The organism is Chimaeribacter coloradensis (assembly GCF_002858715.1).
Classification (GTDB): Bacteria; Pseudomonadota; Gammaproteobacteria; order Enterobacterales; family Enterobacteriaceae; genus Chimaeribacter; species Chimaeribacter coloradensis.
In genome coordinates, this window is record NZ_PJZH01000004.1 from 24,329 (window position 1) to 46,132 (window position 21,804).

19 protein-coding genes are annotated in these 21,804 nt (G+C 64.7%); 13 read left to right on the plus strand and 6 right to left on the minus strand.

Going from position 1 to position 21,804, the window contains the following annotated elements:
* Positions 1 to 23 precede the first annotated feature (23 nt).
* The 13 genes from CYR32_RS06490 (at position 24) to CYR32_RS06550 (ending at position 15,658) form a co-directional block, all read left to right on the plus strand.
* A complete protein-coding gene (locus tag CYR32_RS06490; protein ID WP_101823581.1) occupies positions 24 to 692 on the plus strand; it encodes a haloacid dehalogenase type II in 669 nt (222 codons plus the stop codon).
* 18 nt (positions 693 to 710) lie between these two features.
* Complete coding sequence (locus CYR32_RS06495; protein ID WP_101823582.1) at positions 711 to 1,988, plus strand: NAD(P)/FAD-dependent oxidoreductase; 1,278 nt, start codon at positions 711 to 713, stop codon at positions 1,986 to 1,988.
* A 31-nt stretch (positions 1,989 to 2,019) separates the two neighbouring features.
* Positions 2,020 to 3,642 carry an ABC transporter substrate-binding protein gene (locus CYR32_RS06500; protein ID WP_101823583.1) on the plus strand — a complete coding sequence of 541 codons (1,623 nt, stop codon included), beginning with the start codon at positions 2,020 to 2,022 and terminating at the stop codon, positions 3,640 to 3,642.
* Positions 3,643 to 3,657: 15 nt separating this feature from the next.
* On the plus strand, positions 3,658 to 4,614 hold the full coding sequence (locus CYR32_RS06505) for an ABC transporter permease (RefSeq protein WP_101823584.1): 957 nt from the start codon (positions 3,658 to 3,660) through the stop codon (positions 4,612 to 4,614).
* Positions 4,611 to 5,462, plus strand: coding sequence for an ABC transporter permease (locus CYR32_RS06510; RefSeq protein WP_101823585.1), 852 nt, complete (start codon positions 4,611 to 4,613; stop codon positions 5,460 to 5,462). The genes CYR32_RS06505 and CYR32_RS06510 overlap by 4 nt, the downstream gene beginning before the upstream one ends.
* Positions 5,459 to 7,126 (plus strand): ABC transporter ATP-binding protein, encoded by a 1,668-nt coding sequence (locus CYR32_RS06515; protein WP_101823586.1) that lies wholly within the window; start codon positions 5,459 to 5,461, stop codon positions 7,124 to 7,126. The genes CYR32_RS06510 and CYR32_RS06515 overlap by 4 nt, the downstream gene beginning before the upstream one ends.
* 36 nt (positions 7,127 to 7,162) lie before the next feature.
* On the plus strand, positions 7,163 to 8,494 hold the full coding sequence (locus CYR32_RS06520; protein WP_101823587.1) for an NAD(P)/FAD-dependent oxidoreductase: 1,332 nt from the start codon (positions 7,163 to 7,165) through the stop codon (positions 8,492 to 8,494).
* Positions 8,495 to 8,504: 10 nt separating this feature from the next.
* Positions 8,505 to 9,350: a GNAT family N-acetyltransferase gene (locus tag CYR32_RS06525; protein WP_241523760.1), complete on the plus strand. Its 846-nt coding sequence runs from the start codon at positions 8,505 to 8,507 to the stop codon at positions 9,348 to 9,350.
* A complete protein-coding gene (locus CYR32_RS06530) occupies positions 9,350 to 10,276 on the plus strand; it encodes a 2-hydroxyacid dehydrogenase (protein WP_101823589.1) in 927 nt (308 codons plus the stop codon). The genes CYR32_RS06525 and CYR32_RS06530 overlap by 1 nt, the downstream gene beginning before the upstream one ends.
* A gap of 53 nt (positions 10,277 to 10,329) precedes the next feature.
* On the plus strand, positions 10,330 to 11,646 hold the full coding sequence (gabT, locus tag CYR32_RS06535) for a 4-aminobutyrate--2-oxoglutarate transaminase (RefSeq protein ID WP_101823590.1): 1,317 nt from the start codon (positions 10,330 to 10,332) through the stop codon (positions 11,644 to 11,646).
* Between the two features lie 136 nt (positions 11,647 to 11,782).
* Positions 11,783 to 12,289: an Lrp/AsnC family transcriptional regulator gene (locus CYR32_RS06540; RefSeq protein WP_101823591.1), complete on the plus strand. Its 507-nt coding sequence runs from the start codon at positions 11,783 to 11,785 to the stop codon at positions 12,287 to 12,289.
* Between the two features lie 173 nt (positions 12,290 to 12,462).
* Positions 12,463 to 13,629, plus strand: coding sequence for an ABC transporter substrate-binding protein (locus tag CYR32_RS06545; RefSeq protein ID WP_101823592.1), 1,167 nt, complete (start codon positions 12,463 to 12,465; stop codon positions 13,627 to 13,629).
* Positions 13,556 to 15,658: a TonB-dependent siderophore receptor gene (locus tag CYR32_RS06550; RefSeq protein WP_101823593.1), complete on the plus strand. Its 2,103-nt coding sequence runs from the start codon at positions 13,556 to 13,558 to the stop codon at positions 15,656 to 15,658. Before CYR32_RS06545 ends, CYR32_RS06550 begins: the two co-directional genes overlap by 74 nt.
* A gap of 36 nt (positions 15,659 to 15,694) precedes the next feature.
* On the opposite strand, the gene CYR32_RS06555 is transcribed toward CYR32_RS06550, so the two are convergent.
* The 6 genes from CYR32_RS06555 to CYR32_RS06580 form a co-directional block, all read right to left on the minus strand.
* Positions 15,695 to 16,411, minus strand: a complete 717-nt coding sequence (locus CYR32_RS06555; protein WP_101823594.1) for a 4'-phosphopantetheinyl transferase family protein — start codon at positions 16,409 to 16,411, stop codon at positions 15,695 to 15,697.
* A gap of 232 nt (positions 16,412 to 16,643) precedes the next feature.
* Positions 16,644 to 17,309 carry an ABC transporter ATP-binding protein gene (locus CYR32_RS06560; protein WP_101823768.1) on the minus strand — a complete coding sequence of 222 codons (666 nt, stop codon included), beginning with the start codon at positions 17,307 to 17,309 and terminating at the stop codon, positions 16,644 to 16,646.
* Positions 17,302 to 18,156 (minus strand): ABC transporter ATP-binding protein, encoded by an 855-nt coding sequence (locus tag CYR32_RS06565; protein ID WP_101823595.1) that lies wholly within the window; start codon positions 18,154 to 18,156, stop codon positions 17,302 to 17,304. The genes CYR32_RS06560 and CYR32_RS06565 overlap by 8 nt, the downstream gene beginning before the upstream one ends.
* Positions 18,146 to 19,003 (minus strand): ABC transporter permease, encoded by an 858-nt coding sequence (locus CYR32_RS06570; protein WP_101823596.1) that lies wholly within the window; start codon positions 19,001 to 19,003, stop codon positions 18,146 to 18,148. Before CYR32_RS06570 ends, CYR32_RS06565 begins: the two co-directional genes overlap by 11 nt.
* Positions 19,003 to 20,055, minus strand: a complete 1,053-nt coding sequence (locus CYR32_RS06575) for an ABC transporter permease (RefSeq protein ID WP_101823597.1) — start codon at positions 20,053 to 20,055, stop codon at positions 19,003 to 19,005. Before CYR32_RS06575 ends, CYR32_RS06570 begins: the two co-directional genes overlap by 1 nt.
* Positions 20,055 to 21,623 (minus strand): ABC transporter substrate-binding protein, encoded by a 1,569-nt coding sequence (locus CYR32_RS06580; RefSeq protein WP_101823598.1) that lies wholly within the window; start codon positions 21,621 to 21,623, stop codon positions 20,055 to 20,057. Before CYR32_RS06580 ends, CYR32_RS06575 begins: the two co-directional genes overlap by 1 nt.
* Positions 21,624 to 21,804: the final 181 nt, after the last annotated feature.

A 21,804-nucleotide genomic window follows, 5' to 3' on the forward strand; every position in this document is an offset into this window, starting at 1 on the left:
TTTACCCAACTGCGAGGTACGTCATGGCTCTGTTCAAACCCAAGTACATCACCTTCGACTGCTACGGCACGCTGATTAACTTTGATATGGCCGGGGCGGCGAAAGCCACCTTTGCCGACCGCGTCAGTGAGGAGGGGATGCCCGCCTTTGTCCGTGATTTTGCCGCCTACCGCCTGGATGAAGTGCTCGGCGCGTGGAAGCCTTACGATCAGGTGGTCAGCAACGCGCTGCGCCGCACCTGCAACAAGTGGCAGGTGGAATACAGCCCGCGCGACGGGGACGCGATCTACACCGCCTGCGCCACCTGGGGGCCGCACCTGGATGTGCCCGCCGGGCTGGCGAAAGTGGCGGAAGCCTTCCCGCTGGTGCTGCTCACCAACTCGATGAATGACCTGATCACCCACCATGTGCCGCGCCTCGGCGCACCGATCCACATGACCATCACCGCCGAAGAGGTCGGGGCCTATAAGCCGCAGATGAAAGGCTTCGAATACATGCTCGACAAGCTGGGCTGCGGCCCGGACGAGATCCTGCATGTCTCCTCCAGCCTGCGTTATGACCTGATGACCGCCCACGATCTCGGCATCACCCACAAGGTGTTTGTGTCGCGCGGGCATGAGCCGTCCACGCCTTATTACGGCTACACCGAAATCCGGGATATCGGCGGGCTGCCCGCCGTGGTCGGCCTGTAATCCGGCAAAGGAGCGCGCATGAAACTTGAATCGTTCTGGCAGGCCACCGCCCCGGCGTTTACCGGCGCGGCCCGCGGTGACCTGCCCGCCTCGGCGGAGGTGGTGGTGATTGGCGGCGGCTTTACCGGCATGTCGGCGGCGCTGTCACTGGCGCGCCACGGCATCAGGGTGGTGCTGCTGGAGGCCGGGCAGGTGATGGGGCAGGCTTCGGCGCGCAACGGCGGCCACTGCAACACCGGCGTGGCGCAGAATTTTGCCTCACTGGCCGCGTCGCAGGGGCTGGAACAGGCGAGCCGTTACTACCACGCCTTTGCCGACGCCGTGGAGTATGTGCAGGCGCTGGTGCAGCAGGAGCAGATCGACTGCGATTTTATGCGCTGCGGCAAGCTCAAGCTGGCGAGCAAAGCGTCACACTTCCCGGCGCTTCAGGCGGCCTATGAGCTGATGCGCCGTACCGTGGACCCGGAGGTTGACCTGCTCAGCGCCGACGACGTCCGCCACGAGATCGCTGCGGAGGGGTTCCACGGCGGGCTGATCCAGCGGCGCGGCGGCCAGATGCACATGGGCAAATTCGGCGTCGGGCTGGCGGAGGCGGCTGCCCGCCACGGCGCGGAGATCCACCCGCAGACGCCGGTCACCGCCCTGACCCGGCTGGACGGCTATCGCCACCGGGTCGAGACCCCACGCGGTGCGATAGTGGCGGACAAAGTGCTGATGGCGACCGGCTGTTCCAACCTCGGGCCGTTCCCCTGGTTCCAGCGGCGCATCGTGCCGGTGGGGAGCTTTATCGTGGTGACGGCACCGCTCGACCCGGCGCTGCTGCGCCACCTGCTGCCGCATAACCGCACCTACGTCACCTCGATGAACATCGGCAACTACTTCCGCACCACCGCCGATAACCGGCTGGTGTTCGGCGGCCGGGCGCGCTTTGCCGTCAGCAACCCAACCTCGGATGCGCGCAGCGGCGCGGTGTTGCAGGCCGGGCTGCTGAAACTTTTCCCGGCGCTGGCAGAGGCACGCCTCGACTACTGCTGGGGCGGGCTGGTGGACATGACCGCCGACCGCCTGCCGCGCGCCGGGGAGCGCGACGGGGTGTTCTACTCCCTCGGCTACAGCGGCCACGGCACGCAGATGTCGGTGTGGATGGGCCGGGTGATGGCGGACAGGCTGGCAGAAAAAGCCGACGCCAACCCCTGGCAGCGTGACCCGTGGCCGGCGGTGCCGGGCTATTTCGGCAAGCCGTGGTTTTTACCGGTGGCGGGGTGGTACTACAAGGCCAAAGACCGGTTCTCCTGAATTTCACTGTGTGACAATCTGAGGGCATTCGATGAGCAAATTTCGTAAAGAATTCAGCGGCATTGACCTATCCAGCCGGATCGACCCCTCCCTGAGCCGGGCGATCAATGAGGTCTCTTTGTCGCGGCGCGGCCTGATGAAGATGCTGGCCGCCGGGGCGGCGGTGGGCAGCGGCCTGATCGGCTTCCCGGAGCAGGTGCTGGCGGCAGAGACGCCGGTAATGGGCGGCAAACTGCGCGCCGCGATGGCGAACGCCTCCGCCACGGACACGCTAGACCCGGCCAAGGCCAGCAACAGCGGTGACTATGTGCGCCAGTGCATGTTCTACAACGGCCTGACGGAGCTGGACAAACAGCTCGCGCCGCAACCGGCGCTGGCGCAAAGCATTGAAAGCGCCGACGGGCAGACCTGGCGCATCGTCCTGCGCCCCGGCGTCACCTTCCATGACGGCAAATCCCTCAGCGCGCAGGATGTGGTTTACTCCCTGAGCCGCCACAAAGATCCGGCGGTCGGCTCCACCGCCATTACGCTGGCCTCGCAGTTCAAGGCGATCACCGCCGTCAGCCCCACTGAGGTGCAACTGGTGCTGGCTTCGCCCAACTACGACCTGCCGTCCCTGCTCGCCACCAACGCCTTTATGATCATCCAGGACGGCACCAACACCTTCAGCAAGGCGATCGGCACCGGGCCGTTTGTCTGTCAGGAATTCTCGCCCGGCGTGCGCGCTGTCGGGGTGAAAAACAAAAACTACTGGAAACCGGGGCTGCCGCGCCTCGACGAGGTGGAGCTGCTCGGCGTCACTGACCCGGCGGCGCGCGTCAATGCGCTGATGTCCGGTGACCTGCATATGGTTTCCACGCTCTCCGCCGGGGATGTGAAGCGGCTGAAACAGGCGGGCCGGTTCGGCATTCTGGAGAGCAAATCCGGCATGTACAGCAACCTGATTATCCGCACCGACCGCCAGCCGGGGAACAACGCCGATTTCGTGCTGGCGATGAAGTACCTCCAGCCGCGCGCGATGGTGGTGAAAACCGTGATGCAGGGGCTGGGCGATGTCGCCAATGACACGCCGGTGCCGCCGTGGCACCCGATGTTCAACAAGGATCTGCCGCAGCGGCCGCTGGACATCGAAAAAGCGCGCTTCCACCTGAAAAAGGCGGGGCTGGCCGGGGCGAAAGCGGAAATCATCACCACGCCGAACATTGAGGGGGCGGTGGAGGGCGGCCAGTTGCTGCAACAGGTGGGGCGCTCGGCGGGCATCAATTTCCAGGTGCGGCGCGTGCCCTATGACGGCTACTGGTCAACCCACTGGATGAAAGACCCGATCGGCTACGGCTCGGTGAACCCGCGCCCGACGCTGGATATGCTCTTCTCCCAGTTTTACGTCTCAGACGCGCCGTGGAACGAGTCGGGCTGGCGCAACCCGCAGTTTGACCAGCTGGTGGTGGCCGCGCGCGGCGAGCGCGATCAGGCCAGACGCAAACAGATGTACGGCGACATGCAGGCGCTGATCTACGCCCACTGCGGCACCCTGATCCCGGCGTTTATCAGCTCGCAGGATGGCTTCAGCAATAAAGTGAAAGGGGTGGAACCGTGGCCGTCCGGCATGATGATGGGCTACCGCTTCCACGAATTCGCCTGGCTGGCCGCGTAACAGAGGGGGAACGCCATGAACCGCTTTATGGTGATGTTGATTGTGCGCCGCATCGGTGCCGGGCTGCTGACGCTGCTGATCGTCTCGGCGGTGGTGTTCCTGATCACCAGCCTGCTGCCGGGTGATGCGGCGCAGATGATGCTCGGGCAGAGCGCCACGCCGGAGACGGTGGCGGCACTGCGCGCCCAGCTCGGGCTGGACCAGCCGCTGCCGGTGCGCTACCTGCACTGGCTGGGCGGCCTGGTGCAGGGGGAGTTCGGCACCTCGTTCGCCAGCCACCTGCCGGTGGCGGAACTGGTGGCGCAGCGTATCCCGGCCACCTTTGAGCTGGCGGCGATCACCACGCTGGTGTCGGTGCCGCTGTCGCTGCTGGTGGGCATCACCGCCGCGATGCACCGCGGCGGCTGGCTTGACCGGGCGCTGGTGGTCGGCACGCTGTCGGTGGTGGCGGTGCCGGAGTTTCTGGTCGCTACGCTGGCGGTGCTGCTGTTCGCGGTGAAGCTGCACTGGGTGCCGGCGATGTCGCTGGGGGCGGCACCGCAGGATCTGGTGGGTTACCTGAAAACCTACGCGCTGCCGGTGCTGACGCTCTGCTGCGTGCTGGTGGCGCAGATGGCGCGCATGACCCGCTCGGCGATCATCAGCCAGATGGACAGCCCCTACCTCGAGATGGCGCGGCTCAAGGGGGCCTCCCCGCTGCGCGCCGTGTTGCGCCATGCGCTGCCGAATGCGGTGGGGCCGATTGCCAACGCCATTTCGCTGAGCCTCTCATACCTGTTCGGCGGGGTGATCATCATCGAAAGTATCTTCAGCTACCCCGGCCTCGCCAGCCAGATGGTGGACGCGGTCAGCAACCGTGACCTGCCGGTGGTGCAGCTCTGCGTGATGCTGTTTGCGGTCTGCTATCTGGTGCTGCTGCTGGCGGCGGACATCCTGACCATCGCCTTTAACCCGAAGTGGAGGGGATTATGAGCACATTGACGCTGCCCTGGCGTTTCTTCGGGACGCTGAGCCTCACCGGCAAGATCGGGCTGCTGGTGACGCTGTTCTGGATACTGATGGCGCTGTTCGGTACCGCGCTCGCCCCGCACAGCCTGGACGGCATCGGCGAGGGCGACCTGTTCGGCGGGTTCAGCACTACCTTCTGGTTCGGCACTGACTACCTGGGGCGCGACATCTTCAGCCGCATCCTCTACGGCGCGCGCTACTCCATCGGCCTGGCGCTCGGCGCAGCGCTGCTCGCCAGCACGATCGGCACCCTGCTGGCGCTGCTGGCGGCGGTGGCCGGGCGCTGGCTGGAGGAGATCCTCGGCCGCCTCAATGACGCGCTGCTGGTGCTGCCGGGGAAAATCCTGGCGCTGATGATTGTCGCGGTGTTCGGCTCCTCGCTGCCGATGCTGATCATCACCGCAGTGTTCACCTACTGGCCGGGCGCGTACCGCATCGCCTATGCGATGGCGAGTAACCTGCGCAGCATGGACTATGTGCGCGCCTCGCGGCTGCGCGGCGAAAGCCGGCTCTATGTGGCGCTGCATGACATCCTGCCGAACATGCTGCACCCGATGCTGGCGGATTTCGGCCTGCGTTTTGTCTACATCGTGCTGCTGCTGAGCGGCCTGAGCTTCCTCGGGCTGGGCGTACAGCCGCCTTACGCCGACTGGGGTACGCTGGTGCGGGAGAATCTCCAGGGGCTGTTTGACGGCTCTCCGGCGGTGCTGATGCCCGCGCTGGCGATTGCCAGCCTGACCATCGGTGCCAACCTGTTTATCGACAGCTTGCAGGCGATGCGCCCGATGCAGGCCGCGAAGGAGGCGTTATGACCAACGTTATGCCGCACACTGCCCGGCCGGTGGTGGCCGTGGAGAACCTGCACGTCACCGCCCGTAATAACGACGGGCGCGAGGTGACGCTGGTCTCAGACATCCGCTTTACCGTGCAGAAAGGGGAAGTGCTGGCGCTGATCGGCGAATCCGGCTCCGGCAAAACCACCCTCGCGCTGGCGCTGATGGGCTATGCGCGCCACGGCTGCCGCATCGCCGGGGGCACGGTGCATGTGGCGGGCACCGATGTCACCTCGCTGTCGCCCGCCCAGCTCTGCGCATTCCGCGGCAACAAGGTGGCCTATATCGCCCAGAGTGCCGCCGCCTCCTTCAACCCGGCGATGCGGATCATTGATCAGGTGGTGGAGCCGGTGATCATCCACGGCCTGATGCGCCGCGCCGAGGCGGAGCAGAAGGCGATCGGGCTGTTCCGCGAGCTGGCGCTGCCGCAGCCGGAAAGCATAGGCCGGCGCTACCCGCATCAGGTCTCCGGCGGGCAGTTGCAGCGGCTGATGACGGCGATGGCGCTGATGGGCGACCCGGAAGTGGTGATCCTGGATGAGCCGACCACAGCGCTGGATGTGACCACCCAGGTCGAGGTGCTCAAGGCGTTCCGCCGGGTGGTGAGCCAGCGCGGCACCACGGCGATCTACGTCAGCCACGATCTGGCGGTAGTGGCACAGATGGCTGACCGCATCCTGGTGCTGTTGAAAGGGCAGATGGCGGAATACGGCACCACGCCCGCGCTGCTCAACACGCCGCAGGCTGACTACACCCGCCAGTTGCTGGCGGCGGCCAGGCACCAGAGCCGCGAAAGCGCCTGGCGCGCCGACGCTGCCGACCTCCAGCCGATGCTGGAGGTGCGTGATCTCGCCGCCGGGTATGGCCCGCGCGGCGCGGACGGGCAGCCGAAAATCCGCATTCTGGACAATATCAGCCTGAAGCTGTGGCGCGGGCAGGCGATCGGCATTATCGGCGAGTCCGGCTCCGGCAAAACCACGCTGGCGCATGCCATCGCCGGGCTGAACCCGCCTTCGGCCGGGCACCTGCTGTTTAACGGCCACTACATCGCCGGGGATATGCAGCAACGCTCAGAGGATGAGCTGAAGCGCATCCAGTATGTGTTCCAGATGGCGGACACCGCCCTCAACCCGGCGCACAGCGTGGCGACCATCCTGTCGCGGCCGCTGGCGCGCTTCCACAGCTTGCGCGGTGCGGCACTGGAGAAACGCCTGCAGGAGTTGCTTGACCGGGTACGGCTGCCGCACAGCGTGCTGGGGCGCAAACCGGCGGCGCTCTCCGGCGGGCAGAAGCAACGTGTTAATCTGGCGCGGGCGCTGGCGGCGGAGCCGGATCTGATCATCTGTGACGAGGTCACCTCGGCGCTGGATACGGTGGTGGCCGCCGCCGTGCTGGACTTGATCAGCGATCTGCGGCGTGAGCTGGGCGTCTCGGTGCTGTTTATCAGCCACGATCTTCAGGCGGTGCGCGCCGTCTGCGATGAGATTGTGGTGATGCGTGACGGCCACGCCGTGGCGCAGGTGGCGCGCGGCGATTATGACAAACCGAACAGTAACCTCTATTTTGAACGCCTGAAGCGGGCGGTGCCGGAGTTGCGGCTCGGCTGGCTGGATGAGCACGAAGAGATTTTAAAAGCGGAATAACGGGGTCAGCCCCTTGATAGCGAGGTAAGAGAGAGTATGCCGGCACCGATACGATATGTTCAGGACAGTGCGCACTTCCCCGACTCGGCGGAGGTGGTGGTGATTGGCGGCGGCATTGCCGGGGCCGCTGCGCTCTATGAGCTGGCGAAAAAAGGCATCAGGGCGGTATTGCTGGAGAAAGGGCTGGTGGGCGGCGAGCAGTCGAGCCGCAACTGGGGCTGGTGCCGCCAGCAGAACCGCGATGAACGTGAGCTGCCGTTGATCATTTACGCCCTGCGCCGCTGGGCTGAACTGCGCGAAGAGACCGGCGAGGAGCTGGGCTTCCGCCGCACCGGGCTGGTCTACGCTACCCGCAACCCGGCGGAGATCAGCGCCTGGGACGCCTGGGGCCAGATGGCGAAAGCCTACGGCGTGCGCAGTGACATCCTCTCCGCGGCGCAGGCCAAAGCGATGACGCCGGGCAGCACCACCGACTGGCTGGGCGGCGTCTCTTCGCCCACCGACGGCCACGCGGAGCCGTCACTGGCCGCGCCGGGGCTGGCGATGGCCGCCCAGCGGCTCGGTGCACAGGTATTCCAGCAGTGCGCGGTGCGCGGGCTGGATATTGCGGCGGGGCGCGTCAGTGGCGTCTGGACGGAGCGCGGGCTGATTAAAACCCAGAGCGTGATCTGCGCCGGGGGGGCGTGGACGTCGATGTTCTGCCGCCGCCACGGCATCCCGCTGCCGCTCGGCAATGTGATCGGCACCGCGTTCCGCACCGCGCCGATCGCGCAGGCGATTACCATGCCGCTCTATACCCCGGCGTTCGCCTGCCGCCCGCAGCTCGACGGCAGCTACACCGTGTCGGTTTCCGGCCGCGGTCGCCTGGAGCCGGGCGCGCAGGGGCTGCGCTATGCGCGCCAGTTCTACCCGACTTTCCGCGCCCGGCGCAAAAACCTGACGCTGCGCCTCGGCCTCAACCCTTTCTTCCGCGGCCCGGAGGCGCTGGCGCGCTGGGAATTTGACCGGCAGTCGCCGTTTGAGCGTACCCGCATCCTCGACCCGCAGGCGGACATGGCGATGGTTGATGAGGGGATGGCGGCAATGCGCCGCGAATTCCCGGCGCTGGCAAACTTACGCATGGTGCAGGCGTGGGGCGGGATGATAGACAGCACGCCGGACGCGGTGCCGGTGATCTCCACCGTGCCCGCCCTGCCGGGGCTGGTGCTCTCCGCCGGGTACAGCGGCCACGGTTTCGGCATCGGCCCCGGTGCCGGGCGGCTGGCCGCCGATCTGGTGATGAATGATGAACCGGTGGTTGACCCCACCCCCTACCGCTATGCGCGGCTGGTTGACGGCTCGGGGCTGAACGCCCCCGGCATGATGTAAGGAGAACAGAATGCAGATTCGGACAATGCGTGAGAGCGATCTTCCGGCGGCGCTGGCGCTGTCGCAGCAGGTGAACTGGCCGCACCGCCTGGAGGACTGGCAGCAGGCGCTTACGCTGGGCGCGGGCATCGTGGCGGAAGAGGCGGGGCGGGTGGCCGGCACCGCCCTCGGCTGGCGCTGGGGCGACGCCTACGCCACCCTCGGGCTGGTGATCGTTGACCCGGCCTGCCAGGGGCGCGGCATCGGCAAACAGTTACTGCTGGCGGTGCTGGAGGCCCTGCCGGGCTATACGGTGCGGCTGCACGCCACCGTGGCGGGCCTACCGCTGTATCAGAAGCTCGGGTTTGAGGTGACCGGCATTATCCAGCAGCACCAGTGCGCGGCGCTGGGGGAGATCACCCCGGTGCCGCTGACCGACTACCAGTTCCTCAGTGCGGCACGGCCGCAGGATGGCGCGCTGCTGACGGCGCTCGACCAGCGGGCGCACGGGCAGTCACGCCCCGCGCTGATCGCGGCCTTGCTGACGGAGGCGGAACGCACCCTGATCCTCAAAGATCAGCATGGCCTGCCGCAGGGCTTTGCGGCGCTGCGCCGCTTTGGCCGCGGGTGGGCGATCGGCCCGGTGATCGCCCATGACCTCCAGCAGGCGAAAGTGCTGGTCAGCGCGCTGTTGCAGCCGCTGGCCGGGAAGTTTGTGCGCCTCGACAGCGATCCCTCCCTTGGTTTGTCTGCCTGGCTCGAAAGCCAGGGGCTGCCGGTGGTGGATGTGCCGACAGTGATGGTCAAAGGGACGCCCTGGATGCCGGCCGCCGGTACCCCGCAGGCGTTTGGGCTGATGTCCCAGGCGCTGGGCTGATGAATATTGTCTATAAATCTGACCCGGAACGCGGCCGCCGCTGGGCCGCGCTGTTCGCGGAACTCGCCCCGGAGGCGCAGTTCCGCCTCTGGCCGGAGGTCGGCGACCCGGAAACCGTCGACTACCTGATCGCCTGGCAGCCGCCTGACAACCTGATGCAGCGCTTCCCCAACCTCAAGGTGCTGTTTTCCGTGGGGGCGGGGGCGGATCAGTTCGACTATGCCGGCCTGCCGCCCGGCCTGCCGGTGGTGCGGATGATTGAACCGGGGCTGACGCAGGGCATGGTGGAGTACGTCACCTTTGCGGTGCTGGGGCTGCACCGGGATATGCCGCGCTACCTGCACCAGCAGCAGTGCGGCGAGTGGCAGCCGCACCCGGTGATGCCCGCCGCCCGCCGACGCATCGGCGTGATGGGGCTGGGGCAACTGGGGGAGGCGTCACTGGCGGCGCTGACGGCGCTGGGCTTTTCCTGCCACGGCTGGAGCCGCACCCCGCGCGATCTGCCCGGCGTGCGCTGCTGGGCCGGGCAGGCGGAATTACCGGATTTCCTGGCCGCCAGTGACATCCTGGTCTGTTTGTTGCCGCTGACCGCAGAAACCCGCGGCCTGCTGAACCGCGACCTCTTCAGTGGCCTGCCGCACGGCGCAGCGCTGGTGCAGGCAGGGCGCGGGCCGCAGCTCAACCAGCCCGATCTGCTGGCGGCGCTGGAAACGGGGCAGATCCGCGCCGCGGTGCTGGACGTCACCGACCCGGAGCCGCTGCCCTCGGATCACCCGTTCTGGGCGCATCCTTCCATCTGGCTGACGCCACACATCGCCAGCCAGACCCAGCCGGAGAGCGCCGTCGCGTCACTGCTGGAGAATGTACGCCGCTTTGAACGCGGCGAGCCGATGACCGGCGTGGTAGACCGGCAGCGCGGCTACTGAGGCCGCCTGCCGCTAACGACTTCCACTAATCGCCCTATCGATGAGGTAAAAAGATGCAAAACGTACTGGCTGAGCAGCACTCCGCAATGGATAACGACCTCTATCTGGACGAGCGCGGGCAACAGGTACCGCGCGGCGTGGTCACCGCCCACCCCATCGTGATCGAGAAGGGCAAAGGCGCGGAAGTGTGGGATGTGGCGGGCAACCGCTATCTCGATTTCGTCGGCGGCATCGGCGTGTTGAACGTCGGCCACAGCCACCCGGCGGTGATCAACGCCGTGACGCGGCAGCTTAACCTGGTGAGCCACGCCTGTTTTCAGGTGGCGGCTTACCCCGGTTATCTCTCCCTGACCAAACGGCTGAACGCATTGATGGGCGCGCCGGGCGAATACAAAAGCGTACTGTTTACCAGCGGCGCGGAGGCGGTGGAAAACGCGGTGAAAATCGCCCGCGCCCACACCGGCCGCCCCGGCATCATCGCCTTTGACGGCGCGTTTCACGGCCGCACGCTACTCGGCTGCGCGCTGACCGGCATGAGCCAGCCTTATAAGCAGAACTTCGGCCCGTTCCCCAGCGACATCTACCGCGTGCCGTTCCCGAACCCGTTCCACGGCGTTACGGAAGCGGACTGCCTGAAGGCGCTGGAGACGCTGTTCGCGGTGCAGATTGCGCCTGAGCGCGTGGCGGCGATCATCATCGAGCCGGTCCAGGGCGACGGCGGCTTCCTGCCTGCCCCGGCCGGCTTTATGCAGGCGCTGCGGGCGCTCACCACCCGCCACGGCATTGTGCTGATCTGTGACGAGGTGCAGACCGGCTTTGGCCGCACCGGCAGGCTGTTCGGCTTTGAGCACAGCGGCATCCGCCCCGATCTGATCACCGTGGCGAAAAGCCTCGGCGGCGGCCTGCCGATCTCCGGCGTGGTGGGGCGCAGTGAGATCATGGACGCGCCGTTGCCCGGCGGGCTGGGCGGCACCTACGGCGGCAATGCGCTGGCCTGTGCGGCGGCGCTGGCGGTGCTGGATCTGATGGAGAGCGAGGATCTGCCGCGCCGCGCCAACCAGCTGGGTGAACAGCTCAACGCCCGGCTGCGCCAGCTGGCGAAGAAATACCCCTGCATCGGCGAGGTACGCGGCGTCGGTTTTATGCTGGCGATGGAGATTGTGGATGTCGAAAGCCGGGAACCGGACGCGGCGCTGACGCAGGCGATCCTCGACTGCGCCTGTGAGGCGGGGCTGCTGCTGATCAAGTGTGGGGTGCAGCGCAACACGGTGCGTTTCCTTGCGCCGCTGGTCACCAGCGATTCCCAGCTGGAAGAGGCGCTGCACATCGTGGACATTGCGCTGGCGCGCGCCACCGGGCGGCTCGGCTAAGCGTTTCGCCCTTGATATTGTTCTGGTTTTATCAGGATGTGACCGGCGCGCCGGTGGTTGTTAACGCTGGCGCAACAACCGGGAAGCGTGTTATACCTTCGGAGTGATTGCGCTGACTTGACCTGAGGGGTGTGCCATGAACGGCTTAATGAAACTGGACCGTATCGACATCAATATCCTGGTGCAATTGCAGAAAGATGGCCGCATCAGCAACGTCAACCTGGCGGATGCCGTGGGGCTGTCGCCCAGCCCCTGTCTCCAGCGGGTCAAGCGGCTGGAGTCGGCCGGGTTTATCACCGGGTATGAAGCCCATATCAACCTGACCAAAATCACCGACTCCGTCACGGTGTTCACGGAAGTGACCCTCGCCGGCCACCGGCGCGAGGATTTTATCAATTTCGAAAATGCCCTGCGCGACGTGGATGAGCTGATGGAGTGCCACCTGATCACCGGCGGCTACGACTACCTGCTGCGCTTTATCACTCGCAGCATTGAGCATTATCAGGATGTGATCGAAGGGCTGCTGGATGCCAAAGTCGGCATCGATAAGTACTTTAGTTATATCGTGATTAAATCCCCGATTATGAAAAGCAGCGTGCCGCTGAAATCCCTGATCGCCCGCCATTCACAAAGCGCCTTATAATCCTGGGATTCTGGCATCCTGGAATCCCAGGATTCTGGAATCCTCGCGGGTTTATGCTTATTTTTCAATCACACACCCTTTCTGCGTCTTTCCATTACCCCGGCCAAATGGCTTGTAAAGGCGAATGATATTGATTATCTTTCCCGCCTCAACTCTGTGGCCGGAATCACACCATGCGCATCGCCGCCTTATTACTGCTGTTCATCAGCCTGACCAGCCAGGCAAGAGAGGTTACCGATCTGCTTGGGCGGCAGGTGACGGTGCCCGATCATCCGCAGCGCGTGGTGCTGGGCGAAAGCCGGATGCTCTATACCCTGGCGCTGCTGGAACCGGGCTACCCGGCCGCGCGCATCGCCGGCTGGCCGGGCGACCTGGCAAAGTATGATCCGCAGACCTGGGCGCAATACCTCCACGCTTTCCCGCAGCTTGCCGCGATCCCGCAGTTCGGCAACGGCAGCATCAATGACATCAACGCCGAAAAGGTGCTGGCGCTGCGCCCCGATCTGGTGATTTTGCCGCGGCTGGCGAAAACCACCGCCAACAGCGCCGCCTTTATGCAGCTGATGGAGCAGGCCGGGGTGCCGGTGGTGGTGGTGGATCTGCGTGTTGACCTGCTGCATAACACCGTGCCGAGCGTGCGGCTGCTGGGTGAGATTTTTGAACAGCCGCAACGCGCGCAGGCGTTTATCGATTTCTACCAGCAGCATATGGCGGCTATCCAACAGCGGCTGGCGGCGTACCACGGGCCGAAAACCCGCGTGATGCTGCACCTCCACCTGGGGCGGCGCGACACCTGCTGCACCACGGCCGTCAACGGCAACCTGGGGCAACTGCTGGCCTTTGCCGGGGGCGAAAACATCGCCGCCGCGCAGGTCAGCGGCGTGTTTGGTGAGCTGAACCCGGAAAACGTGCTGGCCGCTAACCCGCAGGTCTATATCGCCACCGGCATGGCCGCGCCGGAAGAGGGGGCGCGCACCGTCAGCCTCGGGCCGCAGGTCTCCGCCGCGCAGGCATCAGCGAGCTTCACCCAGATCATGGCGGCGCAGCCGGTACTGGCGCACCTCGCCGCCGTGCAGACCGGGCGCGCCTACGCGCTCTGGCACAACTTCTACCTCAGCCCCTATCACGTGGTGGCGGCTGAGTTCTTCGCCAAGGCGCTCTACCCACAGCAGTTCGCCGATGTAAACCCACAACAAACGATGCAAGACCTTTACCGGCGCTTTTTGCCGCTGGAATTTTCAGGGACCTTCTGGAGTCAGCTACCTCATGAAAACCATCGCCACCTGCCTGCTGGGCAGCAGCCTGCTCATCCCGGCCCTCAGCCAGGCGGAGCAGGGTGACACCTTAACCGTTACCCGCCAGGACGACGCCACGCCGGGCGACGCGGCCGGTTACCAGCCGCACACCAGCGTCACCGCTACCCGCAGCGAGAGCCGCATCGTCGAGGTGCCGCAATCCATTACCGTGGTGCCGGAGCAGGTGCTGAAGGATCAGGCGGCCGCCAGCGTGGATCAGGCGCTTAACTACGTCAGCGGCATCACCCAGTCCAACACGCTGGGCGGCACGCAGGATGCGGTGATCAAACGCGGTTTCGGCGATAACCGTGACGGCTCCATCCTGCGCGACGGCCTGCGGTCGATTCAGGCGCGGAATTTCACCCCCACCAGCGAACGGGTCGAGGTGCTGAAAGGCCCGTCGTCGATGCTGTACGGCATGAATGAGCCGGGCGGGATGATCAACATCATCAGCAAGAAACCGCAACTGACACCGCATGTGCATCTGGAAGGGCGCAACAGCAGCTTCGGCGGCGGCGGCGGGCAACTGGATGTCACCGGCCCGCTGGGCGGCGGCTTTGCCGGGCGGATGATCGTTGACCACAGCGAGACTGACTACTGGCGCAACTTCGGCCGCAACCGCCAGACGGTGGTCGCGCCGTCCCTAATGTGGTTTGGCGAGAGCACCATGGTGCGCCTCTCCTGGGAGCATATGGAGTACCTGGTGCCGTTTGACCGCGGCACGGTGATCGATTCCAATACCGGCAAGCCGGTCAACACCCCGCGGGAACGCCGTTTCGACGAGGGCTACAACGCCACGCGCGGCGATCAGGACACGCTGACATTCCAGGTCGATCAGGCGCTGAGCGAAAACTGGAACGGGCAGTTCACCTACTCCTTCAACCGTAACCGCTACAGCGACAACCAGGCGCGCGCCACCGCCTATAACGCCGACACCGGCGTCCTGACGCGGCAGGCGGACGCCACTGCTGAGGCCAACGCCCGCACGCAGATTGTGCAGGTTGCGGTCAACGGTGATGTGGACTGGGGGCAGGTGAACCACCAATTGCTGATGGGGTTCGATTACGAAGCTGACCGCACTTTCCGCGGTGACATGATCCGCGGCACGAAAAACAGCGCCTTCAACGTCTACCACCCGGTATATGGCCAGATGGCGGCCGGCACCGCCGTCAGCGCCAAAGACAGCGACCAGCGCGAGAACATCGACAGCCGCGGCCTGTTTTTGCAGGACAGCATCCGCCTGACCGATCACTGGCAGCTGATCGGCGGCCTGCGTTACGACAGCTTTGACGTCATGGCGGGCAAAGGCCGCCCGTTTGTCACCAACACCCAGAGTTCCGACAGCAAACTGGTGCCGCGCGCCGGGGTGGTTTACAGCCTGAACAGCTGGTCAAGCCTCTATGCCAGCTACACCGAGTCGTTCAAGCCGAACTCCTCGATCGCCACGCAGATCGGCGCGCTGCCGCCGGAGCAGGGCAAAGCGTATGAAGCCGGGGCGAAGATCGACACCCAGAACGGCATCACCGGCACGCTGGCACTGTATGACATCCGCAAACGCAATGTGATGGTGAGTGAGCTGGTCGACGGTGACACCGTCACCCGCACCGCCGGGCAAGTGCGGTCGCAGGGCGTGGAGCTGGATGCGTCCGGCCGTTTGACCTCCAGCCTCAGCCTGATTGGCTCCTATGCCTATACCGATGCGCGGGTGACGGAAGACCCGGACAACCGCGGCAAGCGGATGCCCAACACCGCGCGCCATACGGCGGCGCTGTTCCTGACCAATGATTTCGGCCCCACCGGCCTGCTGGCGAACGACGACCTGCGCGCCGGGGTCGGCGGGCGTTACGTCGGCAAACGCCCCGGCGATGCCGCCAACAGCTTCACGCTCGACGCCTACACCGTGGCCGATGCCTTTGTGGCCTGGCGCACGCCGTTCAGCGGGTATGACGTCAAATGGCAGCTGAACGTGAAAAACCTGTTCGACAAAACCTACTACACCTCCAGCGGCAACAACCTGCGCATCGCCATCGGCGACCCGCGCGAAGTGGTGCTCTCCGCCGCCGTGGATTTCTGAGTTTTCTCCGGCCGGGGTTGCCCCGGCCATCGCCCTTCAGAGAATCAGCGTTGTTATCCCATCTTCCCCGCAGTGAAACCGGCCGTTGATAATTGTGCCCGTCCGCCAGAGCGGAGAGAGGGTTTCACTTAACCGCAGGGCAATGCGCTGGTTTTCGCTGTCCAGCAGGCACACTTCCGCCGCCGTAAAATCGAAAAAACGCCGCACGTCAGGCCACAAAGCTTTATACAGGCTCTCTTTGGCGCTGAAGGCGATCAACACGCCGGTAAGGTAATCGATACCTGTCTGGTGCAGGGTCGCCCTTTCAGCGGGGTTAAGCACCGTATTGGCAATCTCCGCCGCCGCCGCGAGATCTTTTTTCTCACAATCGATTCCGATGATATTCACTGCCCCGGCAGGTGCCGTCACTGCCAGCGCCCGCCCGGCGGAATGGGTAATGGAGCCGCGCCACCCCGCAGGCCAGAGGGGGATACCCTGTTCGTCAGCCCCGACATGGCAGTTCTCTGCCCCCGCGGCCTCAAGCGCCCGGTACGCCGCCAGGCGACCGGCCTGAAAATCCGCTTTCCGGCTGGTAACAGCCTCCGCCAGGCGGGCAGGCAGAGTGGCCAGGGGCAGTTCCGGCGCAGCCACGGGAAAATGCGCGGCCTCGTAAATCACCTCGCTCCACAGGATATTTTCCGCATTCTGCACATGCCCTGAAGTGCAGCGGGTAATAAACCCCGCATAACGGGATGAACTGTTTCCGATAAACATAGTAAATACCCCCAGTAAGCATGAAGAGATTATCACGCCGGAGCGGATTCCTAAAAAAGCTCAGATAACCATTCACCTGATCAATAGTTACAACATACTTTATATTTAAATATTATTAATCATGCCCACAGAAGCCAAAGAGGAATCACTTCGCTAAACAGCGCTCATTACCGTTTGACGCCAATAAAAAAGGCGCACGCCTTGCGGGGTGCGCCTGTGAACGACAGTGGGCTTACCGCACGATACGCCCGGCCTCCATATGCACGGCGTGGTCGCACATATGGTCGATGACGTCCGGGTCGTGGCTGACCAGCACCATGGTGAGGTTGTCCTGCTGTTTGAGGTCGTTGAGCAGGTTGAGCACTTCCGCCTGCACCGACATATCCAGCGCGGAGGTCGGTTCATCCAGCAGCAGGATTTTCGGTTGCAGCAGCAGCGCGCGCACAATGGCCACGCGCTGGCGCTGGCCACCGGAAAGCTGATGCGGGTAGCGATCAGCCATGGCCGGGTCCAGCCCCACATGGCGGAAACCCTGCTGGATGCGGTCGTCCACGTTGTCAAAACCAAACAGTTTCAGCGGCTCGGCCAGCGTCCGGCGCAGGCGGTGGCGCGGGTGCAGCGAGGCGTACGGGTCCTGGAACACCATCTGCACCTCGCGGCGCAGCGTGCCGGTAAAGGCTTTGCCCGGCATGGCCTGGTGCTCCGCCAGCCGCATATTGCCTTCCCAGTTCGGGTTCAGCCCGGCCATCACCCACAACAGGGAGGATTTACCGCAGCCGGACGGCCCGACCAGCCCGAAACACTCGCCGGCCTGCACCGTCAGTGACACCTCATGCACCACTTTGCGCAGCTCATACCCCTGGCGGTGGGAAACGCTCAGCCCTTTCAGTTCAATCATGTCCACGGGCAGCCTCCAGCGCAGCGCGATCCAGCGTCGGCAACGGTTTGCCGTGCGTCGATTTATTCGGGCGGCAGGCCCACAGGGTATGGGTGTAAGGGTGGGTGGCGCGCGGCAGCTCCGCCGCCGGCAACGAATCCAGAATGTCGCCTTTGTACATCACCATCACCCGGTCACAGTGGTCCGCCACCTGTTGCAGATCGTGGCTGATCAGCAGCAACCCCATGTCGCGCTCCTCAACCAGTTTGCGGATCAGGCCGAGCACCTGATCGCGCATCGCGTGGTCGAGGGCGGAGGTCGGCTCATCGGCAATCAGGAACTGCGGGTCGGTGATCAGCGCAATCGCCAGCATCACCCGCTGGCCCATCCCGCCCGAAAGCTGGTGCGGGTAGCGGGTCATCAGCTGGGCGGGCTGCGGCAGGCCGACCGCGTCGAGCATGTGGCACACCTTGTCGCGGCGCTCGGTGCGCCCCAGTCTGGTGTGCAGCGTCAGCGGCTCCTCAACCTGCCAGCCGATGGTGCGGGTCGGGTTCAGGGCGTATTTCGGGTCCTGCATTACCATCGCCAGCTGGTTGCCGCGCATCGCGTTCCAGCGCTTTTCACTCAGCTGCAACAGGTTCTCACCGTCAAAACTGAGTTGCTGCGCCTGTACCTTCAGCGACGGCGGCAGCAGCCCCATCAGGGAACGGGCGGTCAGGGATTTGCCGGAACCGGACTCGCCGACCAGCGCCACGCGTTCGCGCCCCAGGGTAAAGGTCAGATCGTTGACCAGCGGCGCGCCGCTCCCGGCGACCGAGATGCGTAACCGCTCGGCGCGAACCAGCGGGGAAGGGGAGTTAATGGCCATGGCGGGTATCCAGTCGGTCACGCAGGCCGTCGCCTGTCAGGTTAAAGGCGAGGCTGGCAAACAGAATCGCCCCGCCCGGTGCAGCGGCCACCCACCACTGGTCGAAGATCACTTTACTGCCTTCCGCCACCATTGAACCCCATTCAGCCGTGGGCGGTTGCACGCCCATGCCGAGGAAGCCGAGGCCGGCAGAGGCGAGGATGATCCCGCCCAGGCTCAGGGCGGCACGCACCACGGCGCTCGGCATACAGAGCGGCAGGATGTGGCCGAACATCAGGCGCAGGCCGTTGATGCCCTGCATCCGCGCGGCGGCGAGGTAGTCACTGCGGCGCAGCGCCAGCGTCTCGGCACGCGCCTGCCGGGCGAACGGTGGCCAGCTGGTCAAGGCCAGCGCCAGCGCGCCGTTCAGCAGGCCGGGGCCAAGCATCGCCACCAGGGCCAGCGCGATCACCAGGTTCGGCAGCGACAGGAAGATGTCGGTGATGCGCATCAGCACACGCTCCGTCCAGCCGCCGAGGTAACCGGCGCTGATGCCGATCAGCATGCCGACCGGGATGGTCAGCAGCAGGATCAGCGACACCAGCAGCAGGGTCGGGCGCGCACCGTAGAGCACGCGGGAGAAGAGATCGCGGCCGAAGCCGTCAGTGCCGAACCAGTGCAGCTCAGAGGGCGGCAACAAACGGGCGCTCATCAGCTGCGCGTTCGGGTCGAACGGGGCGAGCCAGGGCGCAAACAGCGCCACCAGCAGCAAAACCGCAATCAGGCTGCCGCCGATCGCCAGGGTGGTGACCCGGCGGCGACGGCGTGGCGGCGTGATCGGTTCCGCATCAGAGAGGTGTTGCGTCATCAGCGTGTCCTCGGGTCGGTCAGGTAGGTCAGGGCATCGGCCAGCGCATTCAGGATGATGAAGCAGGTACCGATCAGCAGCGTGCCGCCCAGGATCGCCGGGGTATCCGAGGCGAACAGCGCGGTGGTGAGGTAGCGCCCGACGCCCGGCCAGGAGAAGACGGTCTCGGTGAGCACCGCGCCCTCCAGCAGGCTGGCGTAGGAGAGCGCCAGCACGGTGATCAGCGTGCCCAGCACATTCGGGAAGATATGGCGCAGCAGGATGCGGCCGCGGCTTGCCCCTTTGGCGCGCGCCAGCGTCACATACTCTTTGTTGCTCTCTTCCAGCAGCGCGGCGCGCAGCAGGCGGGTAATGCCGGCCATCGCCAGCAGCCCCAGCACCACCACCGGCAGCCAGAGGTGGGCGAGGGCGTTGCGGAACATCTCCGGGTCACCGGAGAGCCAGCTGTCGATCAACACAAAGCCGGTTTTCGGCTCCAGCGTATAGACGTAGAGATCGTCGAGCCGCCCCGGCCCGGCAGACCAGTGCAGCACCGCATAGAACAGCAGCAGCCCCAGCAGGCCGAGCCAGAAGATCGGCACCGAGTAGCCCAGCAGCGAGATAAGCCGCGCCAGGTTGTCGAGCACGCTGCCCGGCTTCCAGGCCGCCAGCAGCGCCAGCGTGATGCCGAACACCGCACCGAAGATAATCGCGCAGGTCGCCAGCTCCACGGTGGCCGGGAAGGTGCGCAGCAGGTCGCTCATCACCGGCTGGTTGGTAATGCGGGAGATGCCCATATCACCGTGCGCCAGGTGTTCGAGGTAGTGCCAGAACTGCATCAGCACCGGCTGATCCAGCCCCAGATCACGGCGCGCCTGCTCATAGGTGGAGGTGCTGGCGTGATCGCCGACGATTTGCAGCACCGGGTCAACCGGCGAGAGGCGGGAGAGCGCGAAGGTGAAGGCCAGCAGGCCGAGCAGGGTCACCACCACCGACAGCACACCGGTCGCGACCCGCGAGGCGCGGCGCCAGAACAGCCGGGCGGACCCGGCTTCAGCAGACGTAACGGCCATTACTTGGTGACCTGGGAGTAGTAGACCATGTCCGGGTTGATGCCCTGCACATAGCCTTGCAGGTTGTCACGCACCGCCACCAGGTTGCGCGCCTGCAAACCGATCACGTAGGGCGAGCTTTTCTGCACTTCGCGCTGCATCGCCTGGTACATCTCAATGCGTTTGTTCTTGTCGCTTTCAGCCGTGGCGGCCACGACTTTCTTGGTCAGCTCCGGGATGTGCCAGTTAGAGCGCATCGCCAGCGTGGTGCTGCCGTCTTCCGGGTTGTAGGCAAAGGCCGCGGCGTTGGTGTTCGGGTCAAAGTAGTCCGCACCCCAGGCGTTAAGGGTCGCCTCATATTTATGGGCTTTGACGTTGGTGGCGACTTCGGTGCTGATGCCCGGGATCAGTTCCACTTTCACGCCGCCTTTGGCGAAGCTCGCCTGCAACGCCTGCGCGATGTCCAGGTACGGCGGCTGGTTGCTCACCGACAGCTTAAAGCTGACGTTGGTCAGCCCCGCTTTTTGCAGGATCTCTTTGGCTTTCGCCGGATCGTAGGTGAACGGGTTATCGTTCAGCGCGCCCAGGAAACCTTCCGGCAGGAAGGACTGATGCACCTGGAACTGGCCTTTCAGCAGGTCATCGGCGATGCCGTGGTAGTCAAACAGGTAGCGAGACGCTTCCCAGAAGGCCGGGTTTTTCAGCGCCGGGGAGGCCTCGGTGTTGAACTGCATGTAGTAGAGCGACGCCATCGGGATAGCCAGCGGCTTCACGCCCGCTTTGCCCTTCAGCGCGGCCATTTGGTCAGCCCCGAGGTTACGCGCGATGTCCGCGTCGCCCTGCTCCAGCAGCAGGCGGCGGGCGGCCGGTTCCGGCACGTTTTTGATCAGCACGTTTTTCAGCTTCGGCGCGCCGCCCGGTGAGGTCGGGTTCGCGGACATCAGCAGCACTTCATGCGGGATGAAGCGGCGGATCTGGTAGGGGCCGCTGCCGGCAGAGTGGGTAATCAGCCACTGGTTGCCGTAGTCATTTTTCTTCTGGTTCGCCATCGCGGTTTTTTCGTCCACGATGGAGGCCACCGGCGCGGAGAGCAGGCTCAGCACGTAGGTCGGGCTGACGTTGGCGCTCCAGCTTACCTGCACCTGGTTCGGGCCGGTTTTCTTCAGGCTCGCGTCAACGTTTTCCGGCGTCCAGCCCAGCTGGGTCAGGATAAAGGAAGGCTCCAGGTTGAGCTTCACCACGCGGGAGAGGGAGAAGATCACATCTTCCGGGCGAACCGGGTTACCGCTGGCGAATTTTGCGCCTTCACGCAGGGTAAAGGTCATGCTGCGGTTGTCCGCACCCGGCTGCCAGCTGCTGGCCAGCGTCGGCTGGATGTCGGTCGGGTTTTTCGGGTCAGACTGCACCAGGCGCTGGTAAAGGTTGGTGAACGCCTGCACCGAGGTCAGTTCAAAGCCCTGCGCCGGGTCGAGGCTGCTGGCGTCATCGATGGACTGGGCGATCACCAGGGTGTCGGGCGGCGTGGCGGCATAGGCTGAAAAAGAGGTCGCCAGGGCCAGCGCAATCATAGAGGGAACGTTATATTTCATGGGGTTTCCTTGCTGAGACTTTTTTCGCGAGTGTAGGTTAACTTAGGGTAGGGCAACCAGAACAATATTGGCTATGCTTATGCCTTATCGTTATAAATATATCTGTTATGAATATAACGTAACCACCTGATTCTACAAGCGCCTGTTTTATAACGTTCAGTGAATGTCACCGGCGTTTCTG

Bases quoted from the DNA above. Each gene is read 5' to 3' on its own strand.
- gabT (WP_101823590.1), top strand. From the start codon at position 10,330: ATGCAAAACGTACTGGCTGAGCAGCACTCCGCAATGGATAACGACCTC.
- CYR32_RS06550 (WP_101823593.1), top strand. From the start codon at position 13,556: ATGAAAACCATCGCCACCTGCCTGCTGGGCAGCAGCCTGCTCATCCCG.
- CYR32_RS06525 (WP_241523760.1), top strand. From the start codon at position 8,505: ATGCAGATTCGGACAATGCGTGAGAGCGATCTTCCGGCGGCGCTGGCG.
- CYR32_RS06510 (WP_101823585.1), top strand. From the start codon at position 4,611: ATGAGCACATTGACGCTGCCCTGGCGTTTCTTCGGGACGCTGAGCCTC.
- CYR32_RS06555 (WP_101823594.1), bottom strand. From the start codon at position 16,411: ATGTTTATCGGAAACAGTTCATCCCGTTATGCGGGGTTTATTACCCGC.
- CYR32_RS06560 (WP_101823768.1), bottom strand. From the start codon at position 17,309: ATGATTGAACTGAAAGGGCTGAGCGTTTCCCACCGCCAGGGGTATGAG.
- CYR32_RS06500 (WP_101823583.1), top strand. From the start codon at position 2,020: ATGAGCAAATTTCGTAAAGAATTCAGCGGCATTGACCTATCCAGCCGG.
- CYR32_RS06570 (WP_101823596.1), bottom strand. From the start codon at position 19,003: ATGACGCAACACCTCTCTGATGCGGAACCGATCACGCCGCCACGCCGT.
- CYR32_RS06565 (WP_101823595.1), bottom strand. From the start codon at position 18,156: ATGGCCATTAACTCCCCTTCCCCGCTGGTTCGCGCCGAGCGGTTACGC.
- CYR32_RS06520 (WP_101823587.1), top strand. From the start codon at position 7,163: ATGCCGGCACCGATACGATATGTTCAGGACAGTGCGCACTTCCCCGAC.
- CYR32_RS06575 (WP_101823597.1), bottom strand. From the start codon at position 20,055: ATGGCCGTTACGTCTGCTGAAGCCGGGTCCGCCCGGCTGTTCTGGCGC.
- CYR32_RS06545 (WP_101823592.1), top strand. From the start codon at position 12,463: ATGCGCATCGCCGCCTTATTACTGCTGTTCATCAGCCTGACCAGCCAG.
- CYR32_RS06505 (WP_101823584.1), top strand. From the start codon at position 3,658: ATGAACCGCTTTATGGTGATGTTGATTGTGCGCCGCATCGGTGCCGGG.
- CYR32_RS06495 (WP_101823582.1), top strand. From the start codon at position 711: ATGAAACTTGAATCGTTCTGGCAGGCCACCGCCCCGGCGTTTACCGGC.
- CYR32_RS06530 (WP_101823589.1), top strand. From the start codon at position 9,350: ATGAATATTGTCTATAAATCTGACCCGGAACGCGGCCGCCGCTGGGCC.
- CYR32_RS06540 (WP_101823591.1), top strand. From the start codon at position 11,783: ATGAACGGCTTAATGAAACTGGACCGTATCGACATCAATATCCTGGTG.
- CYR32_RS06580 (WP_101823598.1), bottom strand. From the start codon at position 21,623: ATGAAATATAACGTTCCCTCTATGATTGCGCTGGCCCTGGCGACCTCT.
- CYR32_RS06515 (WP_101823586.1), top strand. From the start codon at position 5,459: ATGACCAACGTTATGCCGCACACTGCCCGGCCGGTGGTGGCCGTGGAG.
- CYR32_RS06490 (WP_101823581.1), top strand. From the start codon at position 24: ATGGCTCTGTTCAAACCCAAGTACATCACCTTCGACTGCTACGGCACG.